The 26,384-nt window shown below is 72.1% G+C and carries 20 protein-coding genes and 2 pseudogenes; 7 read left to right on the forward strand and 15 right to left on the reverse strand.

From position 1 onward, the window contains the following. The first annotated feature begins 255 nt into the window (after nucleotides 1-255). Together ACZ6Y7_RS25895 and ACZ6Y7_RS25900 are read left to right on the forward strand one after the other, a co-directional pair. The gene (locus ACZ6Y7_RS25895; protein WP_465760325.1) at nucleotides 256-1,209 is read left to right on the forward strand and encodes a recombinase family protein; all 954 of its coding nucleotides are present in this window, start codon (nucleotides 256-258) and stop codon (nucleotides 1,207-1,209) included. Nucleotides 1,210-1,367: 158 nt separating this feature from the next. Then, nucleotides 1,368-2,015: a peroxiredoxin-like family protein gene (locus ACZ6Y7_RS25900; RefSeq protein ID WP_465760326.1), complete on the forward strand. Its 648-nt coding sequence runs from the start codon at nucleotides 1,368-1,370 to the stop codon at nucleotides 2,013-2,015. A 1,165-nt stretch (nucleotides 2,016-3,180) separates the two neighbouring features. Here the strand turns inward: ACZ6Y7_RS25900 and ACZ6Y7_RS25905 are convergent. The 4 genes from ACZ6Y7_RS25905 to ACZ6Y7_RS25920 all read right to left on the reverse strand — a co-directional run bounded on the left by ACZ6Y7_RS25905 (nucleotide 3,181) and on the right by ACZ6Y7_RS25920 (nucleotide 10,542). Then, on the reverse strand, nucleotides 3,181-4,077 hold the full coding sequence (locus tag ACZ6Y7_RS25905) for a spirocyclase AveC family protein (protein WP_465760327.1): 897 nt from the start codon (nucleotides 4,075-4,077) through the stop codon (nucleotides 3,181-3,183). Nucleotides 4,078-4,205: 128 nt separating this feature from the next. Next, nucleotides 4,206-5,075 carry an oxygenase MpaB family protein gene (locus ACZ6Y7_RS25910; RefSeq protein WP_465760328.1) on the reverse strand — a complete coding sequence of 290 codons (870 nt, stop codon included), beginning with the start codon at nucleotides 5,073-5,075 and terminating at the stop codon, nucleotides 4,206-4,208. Then, nucleotides 5,072-10,324 carry a type I polyketide synthase gene (locus tag ACZ6Y7_RS25915; RefSeq protein WP_465760329.1) on the reverse strand — a complete coding sequence of 1,751 codons (5,253 nt, stop codon included), beginning with the start codon at nucleotides 10,322-10,324 and terminating at the stop codon, nucleotides 5,072-5,074. Before ACZ6Y7_RS25915 ends, ACZ6Y7_RS25910 begins: the two co-directional genes overlap by 4 nt. Nucleotides 10,325-10,338: 14 nt before the next feature. Next, complete coding sequence (locus ACZ6Y7_RS25920) at nucleotides 10,339-10,542, reverse strand: DUF5988 family protein (RefSeq protein WP_465760330.1); 204 nt, start codon at nucleotides 10,540-10,542, stop codon at nucleotides 10,339-10,341. 1,836 nt (nucleotides 10,543-12,378) lie between these two features. On the opposite strand from ACZ6Y7_RS25920, the gene ACZ6Y7_RS25925 reads away from it, so the two are divergent. The 3 genes from ACZ6Y7_RS25925 to ACZ6Y7_RS25935 are packed head-to-tail and all read left to right on the forward strand — an operon-like array spanning nucleotide 12,379 to nucleotide 14,213. Then, nucleotides 12,379-13,011, forward strand: a complete 633-nt coding sequence (locus ACZ6Y7_RS25925) for a TetR/AcrR family transcriptional regulator (RefSeq protein WP_465760331.1) — start codon at nucleotides 12,379-12,381, stop codon at nucleotides 13,009-13,011. Next, nucleotides 13,001-13,618 (forward strand): hypothetical protein, encoded by a 618-nt coding sequence (locus ACZ6Y7_RS25930; RefSeq protein ID WP_465760332.1) that lies wholly within the window; start codon nucleotides 13,001-13,003, stop codon nucleotides 13,616-13,618. Before ACZ6Y7_RS25925 ends, ACZ6Y7_RS25930 begins: the two co-directional genes overlap by 11 nt. Then, entirely contained in the window at nucleotides 13,611-14,213 is a 603-nt protein-coding gene (locus tag ACZ6Y7_RS25935; protein ID WP_465760333.1) for a GNAT family N-acetyltransferase, read from the forward strand. The genes ACZ6Y7_RS25930 and ACZ6Y7_RS25935 overlap by 8 nt, the downstream gene beginning before the upstream one ends. A 19-nt stretch (nucleotides 14,214-14,232) precedes the next feature. Here the strand turns inward: ACZ6Y7_RS25935 and ACZ6Y7_RS25940 are convergent. The 3 genes and pseudogenes from ACZ6Y7_RS25940 to ACZ6Y7_RS25950 all read right to left on the reverse strand — a co-directional run bounded on the left by ACZ6Y7_RS25940 (nucleotide 14,233) and on the right by ACZ6Y7_RS25950 (nucleotide 16,044). Next, nucleotides 14,233-15,212, reverse strand: a pseudogene (locus ACZ6Y7_RS25940) (IS5 family transposase). 200 nt (nucleotides 15,213-15,412) lie between these two features. Continuing rightward, nucleotides 15,413-15,580, reverse strand: coding sequence for a hypothetical protein (locus tag ACZ6Y7_RS25945; RefSeq protein WP_465760334.1), 168 nt, complete (start codon nucleotides 15,578-15,580; stop codon nucleotides 15,413-15,415). An 89-nt stretch (nucleotides 15,581-15,669) separates the two neighbouring features. Then, nucleotides 15,670-16,044, reverse strand: a complete 375-nt coding sequence (locus ACZ6Y7_RS25950; RefSeq protein ID WP_465760335.1) for a winged helix-turn-helix transcriptional regulator — start codon at nucleotides 16,042-16,044, stop codon at nucleotides 15,670-15,672. Between the two features lie 163 nt (nucleotides 16,045-16,207). Here ACZ6Y7_RS25950 and ACZ6Y7_RS25955 point away from each other — a divergent pair, with 163 nt between their 5' ends. Together ACZ6Y7_RS25955 and ACZ6Y7_RS25960 are read left to right on the forward strand one after the other, a co-directional pair. Continuing rightward, nucleotides 16,208-17,065, forward strand: coding sequence for an SDR family oxidoreductase (locus ACZ6Y7_RS25955; protein WP_465760336.1), 858 nt, complete (start codon nucleotides 16,208-16,210; stop codon nucleotides 17,063-17,065). Between the two features lie 105 nt (nucleotides 17,066-17,170). Further along, nucleotides 17,171-18,226: an SMP-30/gluconolactonase/LRE family protein gene (locus ACZ6Y7_RS25960; protein WP_465760337.1), complete on the forward strand. Its 1,056-nt coding sequence runs from the start codon at nucleotides 17,171-17,173 to the stop codon at nucleotides 18,224-18,226. Nucleotides 18,227-18,485: 259 nt separating this feature from the next. On the opposite strand, the gene ACZ6Y7_RS25965 is transcribed toward ACZ6Y7_RS25960, so the two are convergent. From ACZ6Y7_RS25965 to ACZ6Y7_RS26000, 8 genes and pseudogenes are all read right to left on the reverse strand, one after another. After that, nucleotides 18,486-19,856 carry a DNA sulfur modification protein DndB gene (locus ACZ6Y7_RS25965; RefSeq protein ID WP_465760338.1) on the reverse strand — a complete coding sequence of 457 codons (1,371 nt, stop codon included), beginning with the start codon at nucleotides 19,854-19,856 and terminating at the stop codon, nucleotides 18,486-18,488. A gap of 163 nt (nucleotides 19,857-20,019) precedes the next feature. Next, nucleotides 20,020-20,267, reverse strand: a pseudogene (locus tag ACZ6Y7_RS25970) (DUF4158 domain-containing protein); the annotation flags it as partial. A gap of 34 nt (nucleotides 20,268-20,301) precedes the next feature. After that, on the reverse strand, nucleotides 20,302-21,864 hold the full coding sequence (locus ACZ6Y7_RS25975) for a DUF2637 domain-containing protein (RefSeq protein ID WP_465760339.1): 1,563 nt from the start codon (nucleotides 21,862-21,864) through the stop codon (nucleotides 20,302-20,304). 41 nt (nucleotides 21,865-21,905) lie between these two features. Beyond that, nucleotides 21,906-23,909, reverse strand: coding sequence for an N-acetylmuramoyl-L-alanine amidase (locus tag ACZ6Y7_RS25980; RefSeq protein WP_465760340.1), 2,004 nt, complete (start codon nucleotides 23,907-23,909; stop codon nucleotides 21,906-21,908). A 528-nt stretch (nucleotides 23,910-24,437) separates the two neighbouring features. Next, a complete protein-coding gene (locus ACZ6Y7_RS25985; RefSeq protein WP_465760341.1) occupies nucleotides 24,438-24,785 on the reverse strand; it encodes a hypothetical protein in 348 nt (115 codons plus the stop codon). A gap of 225 nt (nucleotides 24,786-25,010) precedes the next feature. Next, entirely contained in the window at nucleotides 25,011-25,406 is a 396-nt protein-coding gene (locus ACZ6Y7_RS25990) for a hypothetical protein (protein ID WP_465760342.1), read from the reverse strand. Nucleotides 25,407-25,784: 378 nt separating this feature from the next. Continuing rightward, nucleotides 25,785-26,078 carry a hypothetical protein gene (locus ACZ6Y7_RS25995; protein ID WP_465760343.1) on the reverse strand — a complete coding sequence of 98 codons (294 nt, stop codon included), beginning with the start codon at nucleotides 26,076-26,078 and terminating at the stop codon, nucleotides 25,785-25,787. Further along, nucleotides 26,075-26,356 (reverse strand): hypothetical protein, encoded by a 282-nt coding sequence (locus ACZ6Y7_RS26000; RefSeq protein ID WP_465760344.1) that lies wholly within the window; start codon nucleotides 26,354-26,356, stop codon nucleotides 26,075-26,077. The genes ACZ6Y7_RS25995 and ACZ6Y7_RS26000 overlap by 4 nt, the downstream gene beginning before the upstream one ends. Nucleotides 26,357-26,384: the final 28 nt, after the last annotated feature.

Raw genomic sequence — 26,384 nt, forward strand, 5'->3', positions numbered from 1 at the left:
AGCCACCGCTCCCAGCGGCAAGTCACCGGGCGCCCGAGCGAATACCGGCCCGGTCCGGAGCGACCGACCTGCCTGCCTGCCCCGCGCAGTGTCGTGCTCAGCCCCGCCGTCCTCTCACAAACGACCCTTTCCGGGAGCAAGATCGGAAACGGTCACCAGGGGCGGCCCGGGTGCCCGATCGGTTCTCAGAACTCGTTCTCACTCAAGTGACGACGGGCCCCTGTTCTGAGAATGGTTTGTGAGAGGATTTCTGGCGTGACGGACCCTCAGGACGCCATCGAGAGCGACGCCGACGACGTCGAGCGCCACGACTGCCCGCGCTGCGGCGTCCAGCCCGGCTCGCCCTGCCGCTCGCGCTCGGGTGCGGTCGCCGGGATCTACCACACCGGCCGCTTCAAGAAGGTGGCCCGGCTCGCCAAGCTGCTGCGGGTGCCGACCCCGGCCGACCGCGGCCCCGGCCAGCCCTGGCGGCCCGGCACCCCGCCGCCGGCCGCGCCCGAGACGGACACCCCCGGCGCGGACATCCGCATCGGCTACGCCCGCTGCAGCCACCTCACCCAGGAACTCCAGTCGCAGCTGGACGCGCTCAGCGCGCACGGCATCCCGCGCGACAAGATCTTCTCCGAGAAGATCAGCAGCCGGGTCCGGGTCCGCCCCCAGTTCGAGGCCGCCCTCACCCTCGCCCGCGAGATCAAGGCCCACGCCCCGCACTGCCGCGTGCTGTTCACCGTCTACGAGATGAAGCGCCTCGGCCGCGACGCCGCCGAGCTCACCGCGCTGGCCGACCACCTCACCGCCCACGGCCTGGTCCTGGAGATGCTCGCTGGCCCGCTGCCCGGCATCTACGACCCGTCCGGTCCCGGCCGGATGCTCTTCGGGTTCTTCGCCGCGATGGCCGAGACCGAGCGCGAGAGCATCCGCGAAGCCACCCTCGAAGGACTCGACGCCGCCGCCCGCAAGGGCAAGCACGGCGGCCGGCCGCCCGTCATCACCGACGACATGCTGCACACCGTGCTGCGGCGCCGGGCAGGCGGCGAGTCCGTCGAGCAGATCCGCCCCGACCTGATCATCCCCACCGGCAAGCGCAAGGGCCAGAACCCCGGCCTGGCCAGCATCTACCGGGCGCTCGCCGAGCACGAGAAGCGCCAGGCGTACCCCGAAGCCGTTGCCCAGGCCCAGGCCGACTTCGCCGCCCTCCAGACCAACTGATGGCGGATCGGCCTACAAGATCATCTCAATGTGGGTTTCGCAGGCACCTTGGCCGGACCCCAAGATAGTCCTTGACGGCGGATCTGACAGGCCGTCATCCTGGAACGACTGGTTCAAGTTCAGCGGCCCAGATTCCACCTCGAGAAAGGGCGACCCCTTTGAGCCTTCACGACCAGCTGCGAGCCGTGCACGAGAACCGGAGTCAGTGGATCCCGGCGGAGACCATCGAGGTCATGGACCGCAATGGACGCGAGCTCGCCGCCTCCGGCCTTGCGGAGCGCGCGCTCGGCGTGGGCGCCCCGGCTCCGCGGTTCACACTGCCCGCGGCCACCGGGCAGCGCGTTGCACTGGACGGGCTGCTGGCCGACGGGCCGGTCGTGCTGACGTTCTACCGTGGCGCCTGGTGCCCCTTCTGCAACCTCGCGCTGCGCGCCCTCCAGGAGCAGCACGACGCGATCACCGCCCGTGGCGCCCGTCTGGTGGCGGTCTCGCCGCAGATCCCTGACGAGTCCCTGACCCTGGCCGAGAAGGAGCGGCTTGCCTTCGACGTGCTCAGCGACATCGGCTCCGAGGTCGCGGCGCGGTTCGGCATCGCCTTCGACCTCTCCGACGAACTGGGCACCGTCTACGACCAGTTGGGCTTCGACCTGAAGCGCGTCAACGCCGGCCACTCCCGCACGCTGCCGCTGCCCGCGACCTTCGTCATCGACCGCACCGGCACCATCCGCTGGGCCTTCGTCCAGACCGACTACACCCTGCGCGCCGAGCCCGCTGACGTCCTGGCCGCCCTGGACGCGCTCGACTGAGGGGCGAGGCCGCGGCCAGGGCGCGTATTCGGCCGTGATCAAGCGGGGGTTCTGGCGGGGTCTTCGATCAGATCGCTGCGCCGTGAAGATGGAGGCCGGCGATGTAGCTCGCAGGGGTCCTGTAGAGCTCGGCGTCGTGGCCGACGGGCCGACCAGCACCGGGCGGCCCACCTGGCCGCCTGAGGCTGAGACCTCGGTGGCGGCAGTTCGGGCAGCGCACCGCCCGCCCGCCGTCCTCCCCGGTGACGAGGGCGAAGCCGATGCGGACGGCCTCCAGGGTGTGCTGGCGTCGCCGGCGGGCGGACGCTTTGCAGGCCCACGAGCGGTACCGGACCTCACTGCGGGCCTGCACCCGCGACGGCGTGAAGCAACGGCCACCGGCGCCCAGTGGCCCGTCGAGTCCGCCGCATTCGGGACCTGGAGAGCCACAACGCGCTCCTGATCTCGGAACTTGCCGAGCAGACCGCGCGAGCTGGAAGGCTCGAACGCCGCACAGTCGAGCTGGAAGACGAGGTCACCGCGGTCCGAAGAGCCCTCACACGATCCATTCGAGCGGTTCCAAACTCGGCTCGATAGGCGTCCGAGGGTGCGGTGCTTCTGGCCAGCTGTCAGCCTTCGCGGTACGCAGCTTCTGCCCGCGCCGCACCTCCGTCGTCTGGGCGGCGCCGCTCGCAGCGGGGATCCGGCTTGGTGCCGATCGGGCTCGGGCTCGGCGCCGAGCACCGGGAAGACCGCAGAGCGTCATGGCTGGGCCGACCGGGTGCCGCTCGCAGGTGCGCGAAGGTGCGTTCCACGCCCCGGCGAGTCCGGAGCCGTAACCGGTACCCGCGACGTAGAAGGGGCTTCACACCGTGGTTCCAGATCAGGCTGCGGTACTTGTCGTGGTCGTAGCTACGGTCAGCGAGTACGGCGTCGGGCCGGCGCCGAGGCAGGCCGCGTTCGCCACAACCGGACGGCATCGCCTGAACTGGAATGAGTGGGTGACGTCAGGCCGGTTCAGCGGACGTCGACGGTGACCCGGCGTTTGGTCTGGTCCGGCCCGCCGGAGAACACCGTGCCTGCTTGGACGCCCGCCCGGTCGGCGTACGGCACCTACGGGGCTCCCGGGGCCGTTGCCGTGGAGGCGGCGGCTCGCGGACGGCTTCGCACCAGGGAGGTCGCGGTCTCACCGCAGGAAGGAAGGCAGATCGGTGGGCGCGGGATCGCCGATGTACCCGATGAACGCGTTGAAGGCCAGGTAGCCGAAGGCGAGGACGTTGCCGTAGCCGACGCCCGCGAGCAGCCGGGCCCAGGTCGCGCTGTGCGTGCCCGGGTTTTCGAGCCCCCGGAAGATGTGAGGGGTGACGCCGTGGACCCGCTGTCTGTGGAGCATCATCGCCGGCAGGCTGAGGAACACGGAGAAGGACACGAGTTCCGTGACGGGTAGCTGGTACCAGTGCCCGCCGAAGATCGACAACGAGTGGACGGCTCCGGTCCAGGAGTAGAGGCCGCCCACGAAGATCATTCCTTCTTCGCTGGTGAATGCCATGGCGAGCCCTGAGATGAGACAGGCCACGAACAGGCGCCCCGTTCCCCAGTCGGGCCGTCGCCGGTTGATCCGTGTGACGACGGAGGCGAGGGGCCACACCAAGGCCATGAGGACGAACCAGGCCAGTCCACTCGAACCGAGTACCGTCATGATCAGTCGGTCGGGGGCGGGTCCGTGCCAGCCCGGCAGGTAGGGGCCCAGGCCTGGGGCGTGGATGGCGTAGTGGCTGTATCTCGCCGTGGCCGCGGCGTAGTTCAGGATCTGGTCTTGCCAGAACGACAGGGCGAAGCCGACCGCGAGGGCGGTGTCGAGGGTGACGCCGCCGGCGCGACGGCATCCGCGTACCGCGATAACGGCCACGCCCGCGGCCCCCAGGACCAGGACGGCCTGCAGGGCCCAGGCCGCGGCCTTGCGGGCCGGCGTCATGGCTGCGTCCCGGTCGACCTCCACGTGGAGGTTGCCGGCTGCGGCCCATCGGCCCAGCACCCATGCCGAGGAGACCAGAGCGAGCACTCCGAGGCCGGCCCAGAGCACCCCCGTGCCGCTCCAGGGGCGCGGGAGGCGCCGTGGTGTCGGAGGGGCGTGCCCGGCGTCTCGAAGGCGCGCCGGTACCCGACGTGTCGTGCGGGCAGACTCCTTCGATCGGTCGTCGGGGCGGGCGGTCATGGCGACAGGTCCTCGTTCTCGTCCGCGGAGGGCACCGGACCGAGGTGGTCGAGGGTCCAGCCGGTCGGGTAGCTGCGCGGGTTCGGCCGGTAGGGGCGGTGGTCGGGGCGCGGAGGGGTCCTGCGGACGAGAGCGCCCCGCAGGGCCAGCGCGGTGCGGACGCCGCGGGTGAGGGCTGGGGAGACCTCGTCGAGGCCGAGCAGCGGCCGGACTTCCGGGGCGATGAGGGCGGTGGTGACCGCGGGGGCGTGGCGGCGCAGGAGCGGGGGCCACCAGCTTTCGACCACGCGGATGATCTGGTGGGCGACCTCCCGGTTCGCGGGATGGTAGCGGGCGCGTTCGCGCAGAGCCGCCGCGAACAGCTCGGCGTGCCCGTTCAGGTCGTCGGGGATGTCCTTGATGCCCATCAGACGGCCCATCCGGTTGTTGACGGCGACGAGGGCACGGGATTCGTGGTCGCTGAGGGGGCGCCAGCCGTAGGCGTCGATCCACTGGATCGGGGTGAGGACGTGGGAGGCGAGAGTGGCGAGGTAGTCCTCGTTGGAGATGTCGTAGTGGCTGTGGATGCGGTTGAGCTTTCGGACGGCCGCCCGGCCGTGGAGGGAGTCCAGGCCCAGGTGCTTCATCTCGTACTCGAAGAGCATCCCGTCGTCGTAGCGCTTCTGTCCGTGGCGGCGGATCTGCCCGGTGGCGGCGAACACCTGGCTGACGGTGGGAAAGGCGCAGTCGTTCATGATGCCGAAGGCGAAGCCGAAGCGGTACTCGAAGGGGAACTCGTAGCGGGTGACAAGGTTGGCGATCTCCTCGCAGTCGCGCTCGGGGTGGAGGGTCCGGATGTAGCGCAGGCGGTCGTGTCGTCCTCTCACCGGACGTCCTCCTGGTCGGGGCCCGCGTGGCCCAGGTGTTCCAGGAGCCAGTCGGCGAGGGCGGCGGGGCTGGGTTTGACCCAGATGACGCCGGGCTTGATCGTGACGTCCAGGGCCCGTTGGAGGTGCTGCTGGAGCTGCACGGCTCCGAGGGAGTCCATGCCCAGCAGGATCATGTTGGTGTGGGCGCCGATGTGGCGGGTGGTGCCACCGAGCAGCTCGCGGATGGTGTCGATGACGAGGCTCTCGAGGATCCGGCGGCGTTCGCCCGGGTGCTCGGCGGCGGAGATCGCCTGACGCACGGGAGAGGTGCCGTCGTCGGTGGGGGCGGTGTCGAGGATCGCGGCCATCAGCGGGGAGTGCCGTACGTGCGGGTAGCGGGCGGTCCAGCGGTGCGCGTCCAGGGGGGAGTAGGCGGTGGCGGTGTGGCCGGCGGCGACGATGCGTTCGAGGGCGTCCATGCCGTCGGCGGGGCTGATGGTCAGGAAGCCCCGCTCTGCCAGGTGCTGCCCGCGGCCGACCTCCCGCCACGCCCCCCACTGGACGGCCGTGGCCGGCAGCGCGTGTGACCGGCGCCACACGGCCAGGGCGTCGAGGAAGGCGTTGGCGGCTGCGTAGGCGCCCTGCCCGGGGGAGCCGAGGAGGGAGGCCGCGGAGGAGTAGAGGACGAAGTGGTCGAGGTCATGGCCGGCGGTGGCTTCGTGGAGGGCCCAGGCCCCGGCCGCCTTGCCCTGCCAGACGCGGTGCAGGATCGCGTCGTCGAGGGAGGCGAGGGTGGCGTCCTCGACCACGCCGGCGCAGTGGAGCACGCCCTTGAGGAGCCTGCCCCGGGCGGTGGCCGCCCGCACACAGTGTGCGGCGACGGCGGGGCGGGCGATGTCGCCGAGGACCACCTCCACCTCGGTGCCCGCACGGCGCAGCGCGGCCAGGCGGGCGGCCGTGCGCCCGGTGGGGGCGGAGCGCGCGCAGGCTATGACGCGCCCGGCGCCGTGTCCGGCCAGCCACTCGGCGGTGACGAGACCGAGGCCCCCCATGGCTCCGGTGACGAGGTACGCCGCTTGCGGGCGCACCAGGACGGTGCCGGCGCCGGGCGGCGGGGTGTCGCCTCCGGGGCGGATGCGGGCGACGTGTCGGCCGTCGGGCCGCAGCCAGGTCTGGGCGAAGGGCGGGCCGGGGTTCAGTAGCTCGTCGGCGACGGTGTCGAGGGGCGTGTGCGGACCGAAGACGAGCGAGGCCGGTGCGAGTTCGGGGTGCTCGTAGGCGGCGGTGCGCAGCAGTCCGCCGAGGCCTGCGGCGGCCAGGTGCGCCGCCGGGTCGGCTTCGGCCGGGGTGCGGGTGAGCACCAGGAGGCGCGGTGGATGCTGGAGGGCTGCGAGGCGTCGCACCGCATCGACGAGTGCGGCCGTCTCCTCGAGGGCGGCGTGTGCGGGGTCGTGCCCGGGCTTGGGCCGGGCGGTGGTGAACACGACGCCCTCGTAGGCCTCCTGGTCGAACGGGGCCGTGGAGACATCGCGGCGGGGCAGTCGGCGGATGTCGGCGCCGCGCCCGTGCAGGATTGCGGCCAGTTCTCGGGACCACGGTTGGTCCGGGTTGGTGAGGAGTAGCCAGCGGGCCGGGGTCTCGGCGCTGTCCTTCGGTCGGGCGGGTTCGGGTGCCCAGGCCAGGTGGGACAGACGGGAGGCGAACCTCTGGGCGGGCGGGGTGATGTTGGCCAGGCGCAGGCCGCGGATCTCGGCTACCGGGGTGCCGTCGGCGGTGAGCAGGCGGCCGGTGGCGGAGCAGGTGAGTTCGTCGGCCTCGTCCAGTCGCACGTGCGCGGTGCGGGCGTGCGCGGTGGGGCCGTGGACGAGCAGGTCGTCGAATCCGGCGACGACGACGGGGCCGGGTTCGGTGACGTGGTGGTCCAGCCACACGGAGGCGACGACCTGGACGAGTTGGTCGGCCAGGGCCGGGTGCAGGAGCATGGTGTGGGAGGAGACACGTGCGGTGGGGGCCAGGCGGAGCCCGGCGACGGCCTCGTCCCGCTCGGGGTTGGTGCGGATGTGGTCGATGGCGGTGAACGCGGGGCCGTGGAGGACGTCGCGGGCTTCGCGCAGGTGACGGTGGAGGTTCTCCGGCGGGCTGTCGTGCCACCCGGCTGTGTCGGGGATGCACGCGGTGTCGTACCCGACGGCGCCGCCTGCTGGGGCGCTGTCGGCCGGGGTGCACCGGGCGACGGTGCCGCGGGCGTGCGTGACCGTTCCCTGCTTCGTGTGGGTGAGGATCTCCACACGAGCGGTGTCGCCGTCCTCGAGCAGTGTGGTGGTGACCAGGGGTTCGGGGGCCAGGACCAGGGGGTGGGACACCTCCACACGGGTGGCGCGGACGGAGGTGGTGCCGAAGGCGCGGGATCCGGCGGCCAGGACCATCTCGGCGAAGGCGGTGCCGGGCAGGACCGGCGTGCCGGCCACCTGGTGGTCGGCCAGCCAGGGCAGGCGGGCAGGGCCGATCGGGGTCTGCCACAGCCAGCGGCCGGTTTGCTCCGGGTCGTGGACCTGGCCGCCGAGCAGCGGGTGCTCGGCGGCGCCGACCAGGTGAGGGGCGACCAGGCGGTAGGGGGTGCGGTCGCCGCCGTGGCGCTCCCGGTTCCAGGCGGTGGTGGGGACGTCGGTCAGTTCGCCCTGTGAGTGGCGGGGCCAGTCGATGCTCCGGTATCCAGCGCAGTGCAGGGCTGCGAGATGGGTGAGGAAGGCGCTCTGATCGTCGGTCCCCTCGCGCAGTGTGCCGACCGCGACGGCGTCGTGGATGCCCAGTCGGAGCGCGGCGTCCTGGACGGGGCGGACGGCCAGGGGGTGGGCGGTGCACTCGACGAACACCCGGTGTCCGTGCCTGAGCGCGGATTCGACGGCGGGGTGGAAACGGACCGTGTCGCGCTGGTTGCGCACCCAGTAGGCGGCGTCGAGGGGGCCGGCGGCGAGCGGGTCGTCGGCGACGGTCGAGTACAGCGGGACGTTCGCGGTGGTGGGGCGGATGCCCGACAGGGCCCGGCCCAGGTCGGCGAGGACGGGGTCGACCTGGGCGCTGTGGGAGGCGACGTCGACGTCGATCAGGCGGGCGGGCACCCCTGCCGCCTGCCACCGGGCCGTCAGAGCGGCGACCTGGCGGGCGTCTCCGGAGATGACGGTGGCGCCGGGTCCGGTCAGCACGGCGAGACTGACCTGGTCTGCGTTCGCCTCGCGGACCGCGTCGCGCACGGAGTCGGCGTCCAGCAGGACGGAGGCCATCGCGCCGCCGGTGATGGTGGCCAGCAGAGCGGAGCGGCGGCATATCACCTCCACCCCGTCCTCCAGGGTCAGCGCTCCGGCGACGACGGCGGCGGCCACTTCTCCCAGCGACTGTCCGATCACTGCGGACGGCTCGACGCCCCAGGACCGCCACAGCGCGGTGAGCGCGATCTGGACGGCGAACAGGGCGGGCTGGATCCGGGCCACCCCGGTCAGTTGCCCGGGGTGGGCGAGGACCTGCCGCAGCGAGAAGCGCGCCTGCGCGGCGATCAGAGGCTCGAGGCGGCCTATCGCGTCCTGGAACACGGGCTCCTGGCGGAGCAGGCCCTGACACATACCGACCCGCTGGGACCCCTGGCCCGTGTAGACGAACACCGCTCCGGGGTGCTCGGGCGGCAGGATCGTGCCGCCCGCGACCACGTCCGGGCTCTCCGTACCCGCGGCGAACGCCGCGGCTCTGTCGGCGAGTTGGCGCCGGTCGCGGGCGATGATGCAGAGCCGCTGCTCGGCGTGCGCGCGCCGCACGGCCAGCGTGTGGACGACGTCGTCGAGGGGTGTGCCGGCCCCCTCCCCCCGTAGCCAGTCGGCCAGGTTCCCGGCGGCCAGGCTCAGCGAGGCGGACGACGTCGTGGAGAGCGTCAGGAGCCGGGGGCGTTCGTCGGGCCGGGCACGGCCGGGGGCGCGTGTGTGCTGGGGCGGCGCTTCCAGCACCAGGTGGGCGTTGGTGCCGCTGACCCCGTAGGAGCACACCGCGGCCAGCTTGGCAGCGCCGGGCACCGGCCAGTGGGTCAGGCGGGTGGGCACGAACAGCCGAGAGGTCCCGTCGCGGGGGATCGACGGGTTCCACTGTCCGAAGCCGGCGTTGGGCGCGATGAGGCCGCGGCGCAGGCACTCCACCGCCTTGATGGCTCCGGCGACACCCGAGACCGGCTCGCAGTGGCCGATGTTGGTCTTGACGGACCCCAGGGCGCACAGTCCGCGGCCTCTGCCGTAGACGGCGTCGATCGAGGCGTACTCGACCGGGTCGCCCACGGCGGTGCCCGGCCCGTGGGCCTCGAGCAGGCCCACATCGCCCGCATCGATCCCGGCACGCTCCACAGCGGCCCGGAAGACCTGTTGCTGCATCTCGGTGGAGGGCGCGGTGAGCCGGCTGGACTGGCCGTCGTTGTTCACCGCGCTGCCGCGGATGACCGCCAGTACCCGGTCGCCGTCCCGCCTTGCGTCTGTGAGGCGCTTGAGGAGGAGCACCCCGGCGCCCTCACCGCGCACGTAGCCGTCCGCCCGCGCGTCGAAGGCGTGGCACGCACCGCTTCCGGACAGCAGCAACGGCGCCTCCAGCACGTGCGTCTGCGGCGACAGCATCAGCAGCACCGCACCGGCCAGGGCGGTGTCGCACTCGCCCAGCGTCAGTGCCGCGCACGCGCTGTCCACCGCGACGAGCCCCGACGAGCAGTGCGTGCTGACCACCATGACCGGGCCTCGCAGGTCCATCGCGAAGGCGATACGCCCCGCCGCCCCGGCGGTGAAGTTCCCGAAAAGGTAGGAGCTGTCGGGAGCCTCCTCGGGCGGCCGCGCCTCCCGGAACAGGTTGTCAGGCGCGTATGTGCCCATGTACACGCCGGTGCGGGAACCGCGGATGCGGTCCGTCGGGATACCGGCGTGCTCGACTGCCTCCCACGCCACCTCGGCGAGGACCCTGAACTGTGGGTCGACCGATTCGCGCTCGCTCGGCGCGACGGAGAGCGCCTGCGGGTCCCATGCCCAGGGATCTCCGTCGATGAAGCACCCCCACCCGGCGGCGCGGGCGTCGTCCGGATCGTGTACGGCGGCCAGAGCGGACGCGTCCCACCTCCCGGGTGGTACGGGTCCCGAGGTCCGGTGCCCGCCTGCGGTGAGGGCCCACAGACCCGATGCGGAGCGCACCGAGCCGGGGAAGCGGCAGCCGATCCCGATGATCGCGATGGGCACGGCACTTGATGCAGACATCACCCACCTCCGGCCTACTCGGCGATGGCCGTGCTGTAGGTCCACCGAAGGACCGGGACGTCACGGCCGTCGACGGCCGTGCTCTCACCGACCGACTCGAAGTGGTGGTGACGCCCGCCGAACGGCACCGACACCTTCTCCGGAGCCTCGGAGCTCTCCACCTGTCTCACCCGCGGGCCCAGGCCTTCCGGTCCGCCCTCGAGGAATACCGTCGCCATCGGGTTGCTCCTTCTTCGCTGCACGTCGTGCGCGCCGATCGGCGCCCTACCGGGGAGACCGCGGCCTTGCCCGGAGGGGAGTCGTGAACGGGGGCCGTCGCCGACCCGGGCACCTCGACGCCACGGACGGCCGGCAGGGTGGCTCCGCCACCCGGTCAAGGTGTGTGTCCGGGGGCGGGAGCTCTCAGAGAGCGGGACGTCGACTGCAGTCACCGCGTGGGACTCATTCATGCAGCGGGCCCAAGGGCTGTCAACCCTCCGGGTGAGCAACCCCGGCGCACCGGAAGGCCTCGCGCGCCCCCGGAGATGCCGGAGCCATCCGCCTACAGCTTGGCCGGGATCCGGTCGCTCTGGGTCCGTGAGGTATGCGCAGCGCGGCCAACTGACCGACGCTGAGAGGGTTTGCCCGGGAGCGGATCCGGCGGGCTTCGTCCGGCTGATCCGACGCATCCGGCTCGGTGAGCGCGGTGCTGGTCGGTCATCAGGTGGTCGGTCCGGTCGTGCCGTTGACCGACGTGCCGTGGGCGACGGATAGAGCCGCCGGACTCCGAAACGGAGCGGACGGCGGCCCGAGCACCGCCACGTGATCGGCGCGATCGCGCGGAGGTTCCAGACCTGCTCGCAGGGGGCACCTGCCAGCGGAGTACGGTTCGTGGAAGGGCGTCCACACCCGGCTGCGGCACTGGGCGATCGACGGAACCTGGGAACGCGTCTTCACCCACCTGCTAGCCCAGGCCGACGCGGAGGGCGACCTGGACTGGGTCGGCTCGGTCGACTCCACGATCACACGTGCCCACCGGTGTGCTTGCGGGACCCGTCGAAAGTGGCCCCGGCCGACGAGCCCGGCCCCCACGCCATCGGGCGTTCCCACGAGCGCCTGACCGCCACGGTCCACCTGGTCGCTGCCATTGACGTCTGGCTGATGTCTCGGGCTTGAGGCGGCGGGGCCGGAGGTGTCGCCGCAGGCAGGGATGCGCTGGATCCTGCGGGTTGCCGTTGGCATGCCAGGGGCTTTCGCGGACGTCGGTCTTTCGGCCGGAGCGGTGTTCCGCTGTGGCCCGAATCCCCGGAGGGGCCTTCTGGCGGCCTGCCAGTCGCCCGGCCAGGCCATCACGCCAGCCTCACGCCGAACAGAGCGCCAAGGGGCCTTTCTGGGGGCCGATTTCCGGTCCCGAACATGCCAAATTATGGCTAGGTCAGTCCATCGCCTTCCAGACCGGTGCCGAAGTCACGGGGCCCTGGGCTGATGACGATCCCTGAAAGCGGCCATCCCGGACTCAGGCGTGGGCCAGACCTGCTCACCTTGATTCCCCACCTGCGGGCGGTTGACCTGGGGGAACGCCAGACCTCTGGGCCCGCCCAGTAGTCAGGCCGTTCCAGGGCCGGCCCGACCGGTCCAGGGTGGGCGGAGCCCATCGCGTCAGCTACGCCGAAGGCGCCCGTGACGGGGCGGGTCGGGCCGAACGCTCGACAGACGGGCGGCCTCACGGCCATCGCTCGCCGAACCTCCCCGCTCGCTCGAAGGCTCACGGAGCTGGGGAGTCGTGAGCGGGCCCCGGGAATTCCGAAGGTTCTCATCAGACCCGGCATCGGCCACAACGCCTCGCGCCCGGACAACCTGGTTCGCGCCGACCGGCAGGCTTTAGGTAGGCCCCACCTCCCGCTTCGCCGGGACGCACGGGCTACCTGGCGGGCGTCGGTGAGGCGGTCGGCGAGGCAGGCCACGCGCACCACCGACCATTCGCAATCCTCACCGACCTCGGGCAACTGCGACCCGCCGCCATAAACCAGTAGGGTGCACTAGCAGTACACCCTACTGGTGCGTATCATGTGTTCATGCCTCTTCCTCGTTTCGACCGCCTGCCCGCCGAACGCCGGGAGCACATCCTGGGAGTCGCGCGTCGGCACTTCGCCGAGCACGGCGCCGAAGGCGCCTCCTACAACAAGATCATCGAGGCGGCAGAAGTCTCCAAGACCGCCGCCTACCACTACTTCGACGGCCGGGAGGACCTGCTCACCGCGGTCCTCGACGGAGTCCTCGACCGGCTGCTGGACGCCCTCGGCCCCTGGGACCCGGCCCGCGACGAGGAGGACTTCGGTGCCAGGTTCACCGCTGGATCCGCCGCCCTCGCCGCCCACCTGAGGGACCACCCCGAGGACCTGGCCCTCGCCGACGCTGCCATTGGGCGCGGCGACGGAAGCCTGTGGCTCGCCTGGTTCGGCGCCCTGGTCGCGGACGGCCGTCGACTCGGGATGATCCGTACCGACGTGGACCACGCGCTGATGGTGTCGGCGACCGCCGCCGTCGTCCGGGCCGCGGACGCCTGGGCCGTGGCCCTGATGACGAGCGGATCCCTCGAAGGCCTCCCGGAGGGTGCCCCCCCGGACCAGCTGTGGAGCCTCCTGCGCGGCCTGTGGGGTGCAGCGGCGACCGCGGCCCCCGGACAGGAGCCGAACGATGCGCACTGACCTGAGGATCTCCTGGGAGATACCGGCCACCCCGTCCGGCCTCGCCGGCCGCATGGAACGGTTCATGGGTCCGGGCAAGTCCCGCTCCGAGTCCGCGGTGGAGACCATCGGCCTCCTCGGCTGCGCCCTGCTGCTGGCCGCCGGACTGTGGAGCTCGGGAGCCTCGCGTGACTGGTCGACAGGGCAACTCGTCGTGGTCGCCCTGGCCGGGCTCGACTTGATCGGCGGGGTCCTGACCAACGCCACCAACGCCGCGAAGCGTTGGTACCACCGGGCCGACCCGGCGGCGCGGCGCTCCCGACTGCTGTTCGTCTCGGCGCACCTGATCCACCTCGCCGCGATGGGGCTGTACGTCCTCTCCGGCGACCTCGCCTGGACCTCGGCGAATGCCGCGCTGCTCCTGGGCGGGGCGGTGGCGGTGGAGTTCGCGCCCGTCCACCTCAGGCGGCCCGTGGCGATGGCCGTGTTGATGGCAGCCGTCCTGGTCAACCTGTTCTGGCTGCCGGTGCCGGCCGCGCTTGCCTGGTTCGCACCACTGTTCTTTCTCAAACTGCTCGTCTGCCACCTCGTGCCCGAGGCGCCCCTGGAGCGGAGTCGGGATGTCTGAGGACCTGGCTGCCGCGGCCTCCCGCCGGATCGACACCGACCCCGACCCGGACGCCTGCGCCGATCTGCTGGCCGCCGCGTTCGCCCGGGAGCCGGCCGTCTCCTGGATCTGCGGCGGCGCGCACTCCGCCCGCGCTCGCTGGTTCCGCGCCACCCTGCGCACCCACGCCGGCCTCGCCGGGGCCCGCCGTACGGCTCTGGTGGACACCGACGGACGGCTCCTGGCGGCAGCCGTCCTGACCCCGCCGGGCGCGACCCCGCACGCTGGCGCCCGCGCGCGCTGGGCGGCCCGGACCCTGCTGAGCAGCGGGCCGCGCGCCCTCGGCCGGACCCTGCGTTATCTGGACGCCACCGAGGGCGGGGCCCCCGAGGGAGCCTGGACCCTTGAGTTCGTCGGAGTCCGCCCGGACCTCACCGGCCGTGGAGCGGGCCGCACCCTCCTGGACCACGTCCTGACGACGACGCCGGGAGCAGTCCACCTGACCACGGCGGACCCGGCGAACGTCCCCCTCTACCGCCACTTCGACTTCACCACGCTCGGCGAGACCCCGCTGGGACCGCTGACCGTCACGTCGATGGCGCGCGTCCCGAGCTAGGGCCTGTGTGATGTTGTGATCAGTCGGCGGTCCGCAGGAGGTCGTCGATCCAGATCATTGAGGCGCGGAGGTGGAGGCCGGCGAGGTAGCTGTCCGGTGTCTTGTCGCAGCGGGTGGCAATGCCTCGCCATGCCTTCAGCTTGTTGATCAGGCGCTCGACGGTGTTGCGCTCCTTGTAGAGCTCGGCGTCGTGGCCGACCGGCCGGCCGCCCCTGCTGCCCTTCCGCTTCCTACTCGCGGCCTGGTCCCTCTTCTCCGGGATGACCGCCGTGATCCGGCGTTTGCGCAGGTAGGAGCGGTTTCCGCGGGACGAGAACGCCCGGTCTGCGGCGACGGCACCCGGGCGGGTGCGGGGACGGCCAACGGGCAGGCGGACCCGCACCTTCTTCGGCACGGGGACGAACTGCGGGCTGTCGGCGGCCTGCCCCTCGGTCAGGACGAGAGCCAGCGGCCGGCACCTGCGGTCGGCGGCGAGGTGGACCTTGCCGGTCAACCCGCCCCGGGACCGACCGAGGAGGGCTTCCTTCAGGCGGAGCTTGCGCCGGAGCCGGGCGCTTTGTCGTTCGTGTTGTCCGTCCTGTTCCTGCGGCTCGCCCCTTTTTGCCGGGCCTTCTCCTGCTCGCGCGCGGCCTCCTCCAGGGCCTCCATGACCTCCTCGCCGACAAGCCTCCCGGCGGCATCATGGTGAGCTCGGACGGACGTGGAATCCACGCTGACCAGCGACAAGTCTGCTTTCCCCCTGCGAGCTGCCTCGGCGATCAGGCCTTCCAGCAGGGCGGTGAAGACGCCCGCGTCCCGCCAGACCCGGAACCGGCCGTAGACCGTCGGCCAGGGACCGAACTCGGCAGGCATCTCCCGCCACTGGGCACTGGAGCGGAACCGCCAGATCACCCCCTCGAACTGCTCCCGCAGCCGCTCGGGATACGGCCCGAACCTGCCGACCGGCGGATACGGCTCGATCAACGTCCACTGGTCATCGGTGAGTTGCCTACGCGTCACATCCGCAGTCCTACTGGGTTCTGCCCCCAGAAGAGGGCAGAACCCCAAGACTGATCACAACATCACACAGGCCCTAGTCGTCCGCCTCGCCGATGATGACGCGTTGGCGATGTTGACGCGTTGGCGATGTTGACGCGTTGGCGGCGGTTTGCGTGACGGTGCTGCCGGACAGCGTCGAGTTCTGGGTGCCGTCGCCGAAGTCAGCGCCGGTGCCACCGGTCCGGGGTGACGATGTCGTTGGCGGAGTTGATGGTGTTGCCGCGGACGACTTCCGGTGCGGCGGGCGTCTTCACCGGTACCCACGCGTCGGTCGCGGTCCACTGGATGCCCACCTGGTTGTCGATGCCGCCGGCGGTCGTGGGGGGCATACCACGTCGTGTACTCGCCAGGAGCTCGGGCCGCGAGCTGGTCATGTCGGCGACTTGCGCGGCGTGGGTGAGGCCGTAGGGCGCGGGGCTCAGACGGTGCCCTTGGCGCGGACGTCGTACTCCTGACGTGCGGCGAGGACTTCGCCGACGTGCTCCACCGACCACTGGGTGAGTACGCGCAGTGGTCCCCGCAGGGTCTGGCCGAGGGGGGTCAGGTCGTACTCGACGCGGGGCGGCACCTCGGGATACACGGTCCGCCGGACCAGTCCGTCACGTTCGAGCGTGCGCAGCGTCTGGGTGAGCATCTTCTCGCTCACTCCGGCCAGCCGCTGCCGCAACTGGGTGAACCGGCAGGCTCCGTGCTTGCCGAGTTCTCCCAGCACGAGCACCGCCCACTTGCTGCCGATCTGGTCGAGCAGGTCGCGCGAGGGGCAGCCGCGCGTGTACGGGTCCCATGACGCCATGGGCTCCGTCACATTCTCGGCGGTCGCCATTCCACTCACCTCGATACTTTCCCGCAGGTGGTCACCTTACCAGCAAGTGGCTACTTACCAATGGAGAGTGAGCAGGTCAATCTGGGGTTCGTCACGCCGCGAGGAGAGTTCGCGGCCAGGAAGGGGCGATCTCATGTCCATCGTTGTCACCGGAGCCTCAGGCCAGTTGGGCAGGCTCACCGTCGAGGCGCTGCTGCGGCGCGGAGTCCCGGCCGCGGACATCGTCGCGACCGGACGGGACACCGCACGCATCGAAGACCTCGGCCACCGCGGCGTCGTGGTGCGCCGGGCGGACTTCGCGGAGCCGGACAGCCTGGCGGCGGCGTTCCAGGGAGCGGACCGGCTGCTGTTGGTCTCCACCACCGCCGTGGATGAGCGGTCGGCCAACCACCGCCGGGCCGTCGACGCGGCAGTGGCGGCCGGCGTGTCGCTGGTGGCGTACACGAGCATGACGCAGGCGGACACGGCGACCAACATCCTGGCCCGCACCCACCGCGCCACCGAGGAGTACCTGCGCGAACGCGAGGTCCCCAGCACACTGCTGCGCAACAGCTGGTACCTGGAGAATTACACCGCCCAACTGCCCCTGTTCCGCCGGCGCGGGACGGTGATCGGAGCCGCGGGCAACGGCAGGATCAGCGCCGCGTCGCGCGCCGACTACGCGGAGGCCGCCGCCGTCGTGCTGACCGCCGAGGGCCACGCGGGCGCCGTGTACGAGCTGGGTGCGGACAAGGCGATCACCCTGGCCGAGCTGGCGGAGGCGGTCTCGACGGCCACCGGGGAGCCGATCGCCTACACCGATCTTCCTGCGGACCGGCTCACCGAGGCGCTGACCGGGGTCGGCCTGCCCGCCGAACTGGCGCATGTCCTCGCCGACGCCGACCTCGGGATGAGCCGCGGCGAGCTGTACACGGGATCCGGCGACCTCAGCCGCCTGATCGGCCGGCCGGCCACTGCCCTGTCCGACGCGATCGCCGCCGCGCTGCGCTGACCGTCCGCTCGCCCCCGCGGCCGTCGCGCCCGGACCGCCGCGAGGCGCTCACCCCTCGTGCCATGACCGTGTACGACCCTGCCATCACCCGGAAAGTCGCCGACCATGTCCTCCCGCACAGTTCCCCCGCCCACCGCGTCCACCCGCGCCGCGTCCACCCGCAGGACCGTCCGCGTCATGGGGCGGCGCGCGCTCGTCACCCTTACCGCCACCTCCGCGGCCCTGACCGCGTTCACGCTTCCCGCAACCGCCGCCACCTCCGCCGGCCCCGCCCGCGCCCACGCCTCCCAGGGAGGGAACGGCGACCGGGCCATCACCCTCGACGGCACCCGCGCGTTCCCCGAAAGCGTGGCCGCCGACCGCCACTTCGTCTACGCCGGCAGCATCGGCGACGGCACCGTCTACCGGGGACGCCCCGGGGCGACCACGCTCGAACCCTTCCTGCCGGCCGGCCAGGACGGCCGTACCCAGGCCGCCGGCATCAAGATCACCGGCAACCGCCTGCTGGTCGCCGGCGCGTTCACCGGGCGCTTCTTCGTCTACAGCACTTCCGGGAGGCTCGTCGCGGCCTATACCGTCCCTGATACCGGCGAACAGACCCTCGTCAACGACGCGGCCGTGGCTCCCAACGGGGATGTCTACATCACCGACTCGCTGCGCGCCGTGGTCTACCGGATTCCGGCCGCCGAGGTGGACGGCCCCGCCACCGGCGCCCACCGGACCCTGCGGGTGGCCTACCACTTGCCGGACTACGTGGCCGGCCAGTCCAACGGCAACGGCATCACCACCGGCCCCGACGGCACGTCGCTGATCATCGGCTACTGGTACAGCGGCGCCCTCTACCGGCTCGACCTCAGCACCGGCGGTGTCCGCAGGATCGACGCACCGCCGCTGCCCAGCGCCGACGGCATCGTCCGGCGAGGGAACACCCTGTACATCGCGCGTTCGGTGAACAACGAGGTCACCGAACTGCGACTGTCCGCCGGGAGCACCCGGGCAGTCGTCGTCTCCGAACGCACCTTCCCAGGCGCCGACACCACCACCGGCGTCGCCGTGAGCGGGGACCGGCTGCTGGTGACCAACTCCCAGATGGACACCTACCTCTACGGCGAACCGCTGACCAGCCCGGCCTTCACCATCGAGAGCCTGCCGCTGCGCTGAGGCCCGGTCGGGGACGCCCGACGCGCACGGCGCGGGCCCCGGCGCGGACAGGTGCCGGGGCCCGCGCCGAAGGTGGGGGCCATACGAAGGTCATGCTGATCTGCTCACGGCAGTACGTTCCAGAGCTGCTACTGAACGTCACTAAGGCCTCGCCCCGCCAGCCCCGCGCGCGCTCCTCAGCCGCTGACCACAGTTCCGGCATGGGAAAATGACGGTGCCCCTCCCCGATGGAAGCGGGGAGGGGCGCTGGGTCAGGGCGCTACAGGCCGGCCGGGGCCTTCGTGTACCAGCCGGTGATCGTGCCGGTCAGGCTGATGATGTTCTGAGTGCGCATGATCGGCGCGTGGGCGTTCGGCTCGAAGTCCTTGGACGCGTTGGGGTCGGTGCGCCAGATGCTCGACTCAGTGACCGGCGCGCTCATGTGCCGGTCCAGGCGCTTGAAGAACTCCAGAATGTCGCCGTCCCCGGCGCCGGCCTCCTTGAGATTGCGGTACACGCCGCCCAGCACGCGCAGCATGCCGACGGAGCCGAGCAGCGAGGTCTTCCGCAGGATCTGAGCCTGGGTAGGCGGCGGCGGCGACACCTGCTTGTCGATGGGCTTGTTGAGGTTCGTCCGGCTCTGCGCCTCCCGCTGCCGCTCCTCCAGCTCGGGGTGGTAGTTCTCGGCGTCCTCCTCCGTGATGGCCGCGAGCCGGGTGAAGGCGGTCGAGATGACGTTGAGGAAGTCCCGTACGGACTCGATCACCTCCGAGTCGGTCAGGGCCTCCACGCGCTTGTTCGCCCGGCCACCGACACCCGCGATGACGGCACGGGTGATGTCGGCGACGTGCTTGACGCCCATCAGGTTGCGGTTGACGTCGGTCATCCGGTCGCGCTCGACGTCGACCTTGCCCTTGAGCATGGGGTGGATGAGCACGTCGGGCAGGGTGCGGTTGGCGATGCGGGAGGTGTCGAAGCGGGCGCGCACCGCGCCCGAGATGCCGCGGGCGTTGTCGGCGACGTCCACGAACATCTGCCGGCCTCGGACGCTGTCCAGCTCGACGTAGATGTCGAGGCCGACGTACTCGGCGTCCAGGCGCGCAAGGCGCTGGACGATCTCCTCCCGCTCCGCCTCCAGCTTCTTGCGCCGCGCCTCACCGGCCCGGTAGAGCTCGCGGTCGATCCGGTTGATCTCGTCCGCGATGTGCTTCTGCTCCAGGTGCACGCCGAGGATCCGGTGCTGGCCGTCGATGGTGATCAGCCGCCCGAGGGAGCCGACCGACCACGGGACGGTCAGGTAGCCGATCTCCCCGTCCTCACTGACCGGCTCGAACCGGCACAGGCTGGCCGGGTCGCGGATCAGAAGGGCCGGAGCCACCCACTGGGGATTCGTGGCCAGGTACTGGCCGAAGCCCTTCGCGTGCCGCTCGTTGACCTCCCGGTTGTCCGGGTCGGGCTGCCCCGGAGTGGGCACCGGCAGGATCACCGTCAGCTCCGACAGCGGCACGCGGATGCTGTAGACGGTGCGGCCGCCCTGCTGCGTGCGCACCGCCAGGTACGTCGACTCCTTACGGCTGAGCGTCAGCCGGCCCCTGTCGATCTGCGGAACCTTCCGCCCGGTGAACGTTCCGGGCGATTCGGTCTGAGTCACTGTCGTCCTCTCACCATGCGACCCCAATACCGTCTACTGGGGGCAGCGTTGGCGATTACGCTAAGCACGTACGTGACTATCCGTCAAAGCAGATGGCAGTTCTAGGAAATAAGCGCTTATCTCGCGCAGGTGGGCGGTAGTGTGAGCGTCGGCCGCTCCCGGTACCCGGCTGCTCGGCCAGGTACTCCTCCACTGTCCACGGCACGTCCCACGGGTCGTCCGCCAGGAATCGGCCGATGTACCGCACCGGGTAGATCTGGCGATGCCCAGTCGGTCGCTGTCGGAACGCCGCAGGGCGATCAGGCCCCGGTCCGCGTCGTCCAGGAAGAAGAACCGCTCCAGCTCGGGGCGGGTCTGGACCTCCTTGAAGGTCCCGTACGACGCAGCCTGATCATCACGACGGTCCGACACCTGAGGGTGTCGGACCGTCGTCCCGGGGCGCGCGTCAGACCCCGGCGCTCTCCGGCTGGAGCCGCTCCCGGTCCTCCCGAGTGGGCGGAAAGAGGTCCTTCAGGTCGTTGAAGTAGCGCTCGACGCTGCGCAGGCTCACCGGCTGATCGCCCTTGCCCCGTGCCCGGAGGTTGTAGGGGTGGCGGAAGAGGTGGCGGCGGAGTTCCTCCGGCCCGGGGTGACGTCCGTACTCGGCGACCCAGGCGGCGAAGCCGACGGCCCACTCCAAGGGGATGTTCCTGGCGCGCACCTGGTCCGCCAGCGCGGGGTCGATGGACGGCAGGGAGTCCTCGCCCGGGTCGGCGGAGGGCGCGGCCCCTACGCTGCGGGTGGTCTCCGCAAGGTCCGCGACCCTCTCCCGCGCCGGCTCCTCGGGCTGTCCCGCACCCCCAGGAGCTGTGCGGGGACCCGGGGCGTCCGGCGGCTCGGAGGCGCCCGTCAGGTCGGGCTCCGGCTCGGCCCGCACCGCGTGCGGCGCCGCCGAGACCGTCCCTGCGAAGCTCCCCGTAAGGGCGCCGACCTGCGAAGGCTGAGGAAAAGCCTGCTCAGAAGCCGGGCTCCGCGGAACGCGGTGACCCCCACCCTCAAAGGCCTCGGGGCCCGGCCCCGCACCCGCAAAGTCCTGCCCGGCCGATCCCGGCCCGGCGGTCGGCCGGGCGGACACCGGGGCCGCAACGCCCTCGTACGGCGCCCGCGTCGGATCCGTCCGTTCTCCGGTGCCGGCGGACGGTATCTCACCGTCCGCCGGGGCCAGCTCCTTGCGCGGACCGGCGACGGTCGGCAGCCGAACCAAGCCCTCCGGAGCCCGGGTCTGCTGCGTCGGCTGGCGGTCGGCCGTCGCGCGTGCGGCGAAGATCCGGTCCAGCGGGCGGGTCGCGACGCCGGCAGCCGCGAGGCCGTCCTCGTAGGTCACCTCGATCGGCACGCCGAGTTCCGCCAGCTTCAGCGGCAGGTGCGCCGCGGCGGGCAGCTTCTCCTTCGGGCCGATCGGGGCGTCCTTCAGCAGGGTCAGGTAGGCGAGCCGGGCCTGCTCCAGCCGGACCGCATCGTCCACACTCCGGATCTCCCACAACTGCATCCGCCGCCACATCGCCCAGGTCTGCCGGGGAGCGAGGAACCAGCGCATCAGCCGGATCTTCTCGATGGTCCGGTCGGAGCCGAGTCGGGCGAGGCGGGAGATCGCGTGTCTCGTCGCTTCGCTGATGATGATGAAGAGCACCGGGATCACGGCATGCATCCCGGTCCCCAGCGGGTCGGGCCAGGAGGCCGCGGCGTTGAACGCGATGGTCGCCACCGTCAGACCCCATGCGGTGGGGCGCAGCAGGGGGAAGGGGATGCGCAGCCAGGTGAGGACGAGGTCCAGGGCGAGGAGGACCAGGATGCCGGCGTCCACGCCGATCGGGAAGGCGTAGGCGAACCTGCCCATGCCCACGCCGGAGGCCACCCGGCGGACCGCCATGTAGGAGCCGGCCAGGCCGATCAGGGCGACGACCGTCGCGCCCAGCGCGACGAGCGAGATCAATGCCCAGTGGACTTTGGTCAGGACCGGTCGTGTCACGGCACTCCCCCTTTTGCTGCGGTGCTCGGGGAGCGAGTTTGTCACGTGGTGGTCGCCTGGACGTCGGTGGCTTTGAGGAACGCCAGGCGGTGGTTGTAGCGGATCGGGTAGTAGGTGTCGTGGCCGACGACCAGGGTGCGGTCGTCGGGTGCGTCGCCGTTGATGTTCTGGTCGTAGAAGTAGTCGGCCCGTTCGGGGGTGGCGGCGACGGCGAGGTACTCCTGTCCGGCCGGGACGGTCGCGCGCAGGGGCACCACCGGCAGCGGTTTGATGGCCGGGTAGGGCGTGTAGGCGGCGGCCTCGGGGTAGGCCCGGCCGTAGACCGGGATGGTGGCGGTGCCCGGGCGCGGGGTCAGCACGGTGGTGGGCCCGGCCTCGGTGCGCCGGTCGGTGTGCGCGGCCCGCCCGTTCGGGTTGGCGAACCAGCACTTCTGGCCGTCGTACCAGATCGCCGTCCAGTCGCCTTGCCGGTCGGCGACGACGTAGCGGGCGCCGGTGGAGGCCTTGTCGCTCCAGTCGTCGGCCTTGGTGGTGGCGCTGTTGATCAGCGGGGCGTCCGGGGCGGGCCGGGTACGCAGGTAGACGAAGTTCTCGGGGCGGGCGGAGACCCCGCTGACGGGAGGCTCGTTGGTGGTGTCGAAGGGCGGGGCGATGGTGACGGTGTCGCCGGGGCGGGGCGGTGTGTCGGCGCCGGCGTCCAGCGGGGCGTGCAGCAGGTCGAGGTAGTGGGCCCAGTCCCAGAAGGTGCCGGGATCCCAGTGCATGTCGGCGATGGCGTCCTGGGTGGGGCCGGGGACGTCGTCGTGGCCGATGACGTGCTGGCGGTCCAGCGGGACGCCGAAGCGGTCGGCGAGGTGGCGCACCAGGGTCGCCGAGGACTGGTACAGCTGCTCGGAGTACCAGGTGGGGCGGTCGGTGGGCAGGGCGAAGCCCTCGTGTTCGATGCCGATGCTGTGCATGTTGACGGTCTTGTTGCCGGAGTGCCAGGCGATGTCGCCGGTGTGCACCAGCTGGGTGACGTGGCCGTCGCCGGCGCGCACCAGGTAGTGCGCGGTGGCCTGTTCGCGGGGGTCCTGGAAGGCGGCGAGCGCTCCGGCGTAGTCGCTCTCGGTGTCGTGGATGACGAGGTAGCGGATCCGCTGGCCGTCGTCGGGGCGGTGCGCGGGGTTGTAGTTGCCGAAGGAGGTGGGGTCGCCGGGGTCGGTCAGCGCGTAGGCGGCGGGGATGAAGTCGCAGCCCAGGCCGGGCGGGCACTCGGGGGTCTGGGCCGAGGGCGGGGGTGCCGGGCGTGAGGGGAGCGCGGGGAGCGCGGGGAGCGCGGGCGGTGCGGGGAGGGCGAGGTCCGGTACGCCGGGCAGGGTGAGCCGTTGGCCCTCGGAGGTGGTGCGCGCAAGGCCCTGGCGCCAGGTGGCGTAGACGCGGTCGGCGAAGGCGCGGCCGGCTTCCTCCGCGGCCGCTCCCGTCCGCCCGGCCTGGCCGAACCGGGCGACGGCGGGGTACCAGCGGGCGGGGTCTGCGGGTTCGGCTGCGGCGGGAAGGGCGGCGCCGCTCTGCTGCCGGTAGAGCGCCAGCAGGGCGGCGCCGCCGCGAAGGTTCTGCGCGTTGTCGGTGCGCAGCCGGGCCGCCGGGCGGTGGATCAGGTCGGCGGCGGCCTGGAGGGTGTGCAGGGCCGGGGAGTCGACGACCCGGGGGCGGGCGGGCCGAGCGGGCCGGGCCGCACGGGGTCGGTCCTCGCCGCGTCGTGCGGTGGCCGTCCCGCCGGGGTCGGCGGCGTTCTCGGCGGCGACGTCGACCTGGGTCAGCCCGAGGACGCCGTAGTTGCCGGTGGTGCTGGGCGCGCCCTGGTGGGACTCCCAGCGGCTCTCCTGGTACGCCAGCGCCAGCAGCAGGCCGGGCGGGACGCCGAACTCCTCGGCCGCCGCGGTGAACTGGCGTTGCAGGACCAGCGCGCTGGCCGGGACGACGCTCGCGGCGGTGCCGTCGTCGGATCGGGCGTGGGCGGCCGGCGCGGCGCCGGCGACGGCCAGCGCGAGCAGGCCGGCCACCAGGGGCCGTGTCCGGCGTGCCGCGCGGGGCCGCGGGGCGGACGGGGGCGGCGGGGCCACCCGGGAGAGGGCGGGAGCGGGGGCGGGGAATCGGACCATTCCACGGTTGTAGCCCGTCTGACCACGAATCACCCGGCGTGACATTCGCGCGGCCGGGGCACGCGTGGCCGGCCGCGGCCCCGGCGCGCGGCAGGCACACCACGTCCCACGGCAGCAGGTCGCCCGCCCGGCCCGCCGGGACCGGTCCTCGGAGGGTGGGCGCGCGCGACGCCCGCGTCAGGCCGGGCAGGCGGTGGCGGCGTCGACCGGCTGGCACGGACCGGAGGAACGGCGCACGGGTGTGTGGACGGCGGCCGGCGCGGCTCCGGTCGCGATCGGCCCGCCGGAACTGCTGCGGCTCCTCCTGGTCGCGGCCCGGCATCGCGACCGCCCCGCTCGTACCGGCTCCTCCGCGGTGCGGGGCCGCACGAGGCGCCGGGCGGTCCCACCGGGCGTCGCGCCGCGCTCGTCCGCACACCTCGCTCGCCCTCAACCCAAGTCCTGGATCACCACGCTGCACGCCAGGCCGCACAGCACGCTCACAGCGGACGCGACGAAGCGCCAAGGAGCCCACCGCGTCCGGCGCGGCAGCATCCAGGCGGCCGCGATGAGCACGACCTGTACACCCGTCAGGCCGTGGGCGGCGTCGTACTGCGGGCCCCAGTCCCGCCCGCAGGCTCCCCGCGGCACGCACTGGTCGACGGTGACCGCGCGCACGAGGGCGACGTAGCAGAAGAGAACCTGGGAGATCGGCAGCAGAACCGTCGCGACGAGCGGGAACTTCCAGGCGCCACGGTCATGCGACCGCGACGCGGATACGGCGGGCTGGTTGTCCATGGACCGATCCCACCGTGCCGATCAGGACGGCACATCGGCGCGACTACTCAACCGGGACGGACCGGATACCCAGGTTCCTCCACAACCCGGCGCAGCGCGGCCTTCCCGGTCCCCTCAGGCGCCCGAGCGCGGTGGCCGGCCCGGCTCCCCCCTGCCGTTCCTCGTACGACGCCTGATGCTCCTACTTGGCAGTCAAGGGCGGCCGCGAACCCGAGGGTGGCCCGGTCAGGTTCGGTAGGGATGCAGGGCGACTCTGTCCGATCCGACGCCGATCTGCACCCAGGAACCGTCCAGGCTGCCGGGGACGGCTGATGCCAGATCGAACTGCACGGGCCAATGACCCATCTGGAGGTAGGCGGCGCCGTCGTCGGTCAGGTGGAGGCGGCCGCTCATGACCACCCGGTCGCCTTCCTGCCGAAGCTCCGGATCGACGGCGGAGGCCGCCCGGGTGTTCTGGCCCCAGTGGATGTCCTCGTCGACTGTCCATTCGATGACATGCTGGCCGTCGGCGTCTCGCGGATCACCGCGCCAGAGCACCACAGCGGACCCGACGGCGGTGTGAACCCGGACCGTCATGGGCTGCTGCGGGGTGTGCGGCAGGCTCTCCGTGCGGACGAACATCGCCCCATCATCCCCCGACGTCACGTCTCAGACTCAAGGATTTCTCGGGGTGGCCAAGGGCCTCCTCCCAGGATGTCCTCCCCGCGCCCGCGGGGGTCAGCCGGCGAAGCGGAAGTCGACGTGCTGGTGCGCGCCGTCCTCCCCGCACCCGCGGGGGTCAGCCGCCGAGGCGGGCCGCATCGAACGGATCATGAACGTCCTCCCCGCACCCGCGGGGGTCAGCCGGGCCCATGGCGTCAGCACTGGAAGACCGCCCAACCCGGGCGGCGGACCAGACCGCCACAGTCCGCGACAGCCCGGTACCATCCGCTCCGCCCGCCGCCTCGCGCGGGCTGACGACAGGGCTCATCCCCATTCCCGCGGAGGCGGGCCTGCCGCTCAGTCCGCTCGCAGGATCCGCGAGACGTAGATCCGGGGCGGGTCGGCGGCCTCGTTCACCGCGTACTCCACCAGCCCCAGATCCCGGCGCAGCGGCGCGGAGTGCATCCCGGGGCGGCCCGGCACGGGCATGCTCAGGTGGGGGAAGGGGTTCTCGCGCAGGTCGACGAGGAACGCCACCAGGGCGGAGAACACGTCGGCCGGCGTGTCCGGGTCGCCGAGGAACTCCTCGACGGCCGGCGAGAGGGTGAGCGGGTCGTGCTCGTCGTCCGGGGAGTCGCTGAAGTCCGTCACTGGGCGCCGAGCCGGCGCAGGACCGCGGACGCGGGGGTACCGGGGGCGGTGCCGGCCTGGACGGCGTCGTGGATCCGGTCGCCCTCGGGATCGCGGTAGAGCTCGGCGCGCAGCCACCACCGCTTCAGCACGCCCCCGATCGTCTCGACGTCGGCCTCGCCCATCTCCCGGTAGAACTCCATCCGCTGCGCGGGCGGCAGGGCGTTGGCGACGGCGTCCTGGGTTCGGGGGATGGGCCGCCGGCCGTCGTGATGGCCGTGCAGGGGCGCTGCGCTCACCGTGTCCTCCGGGCGTCTGGTGCGGGCG

Source organism: Kitasatospora sp. NPDC053308 (assembly GCF_055585785.1).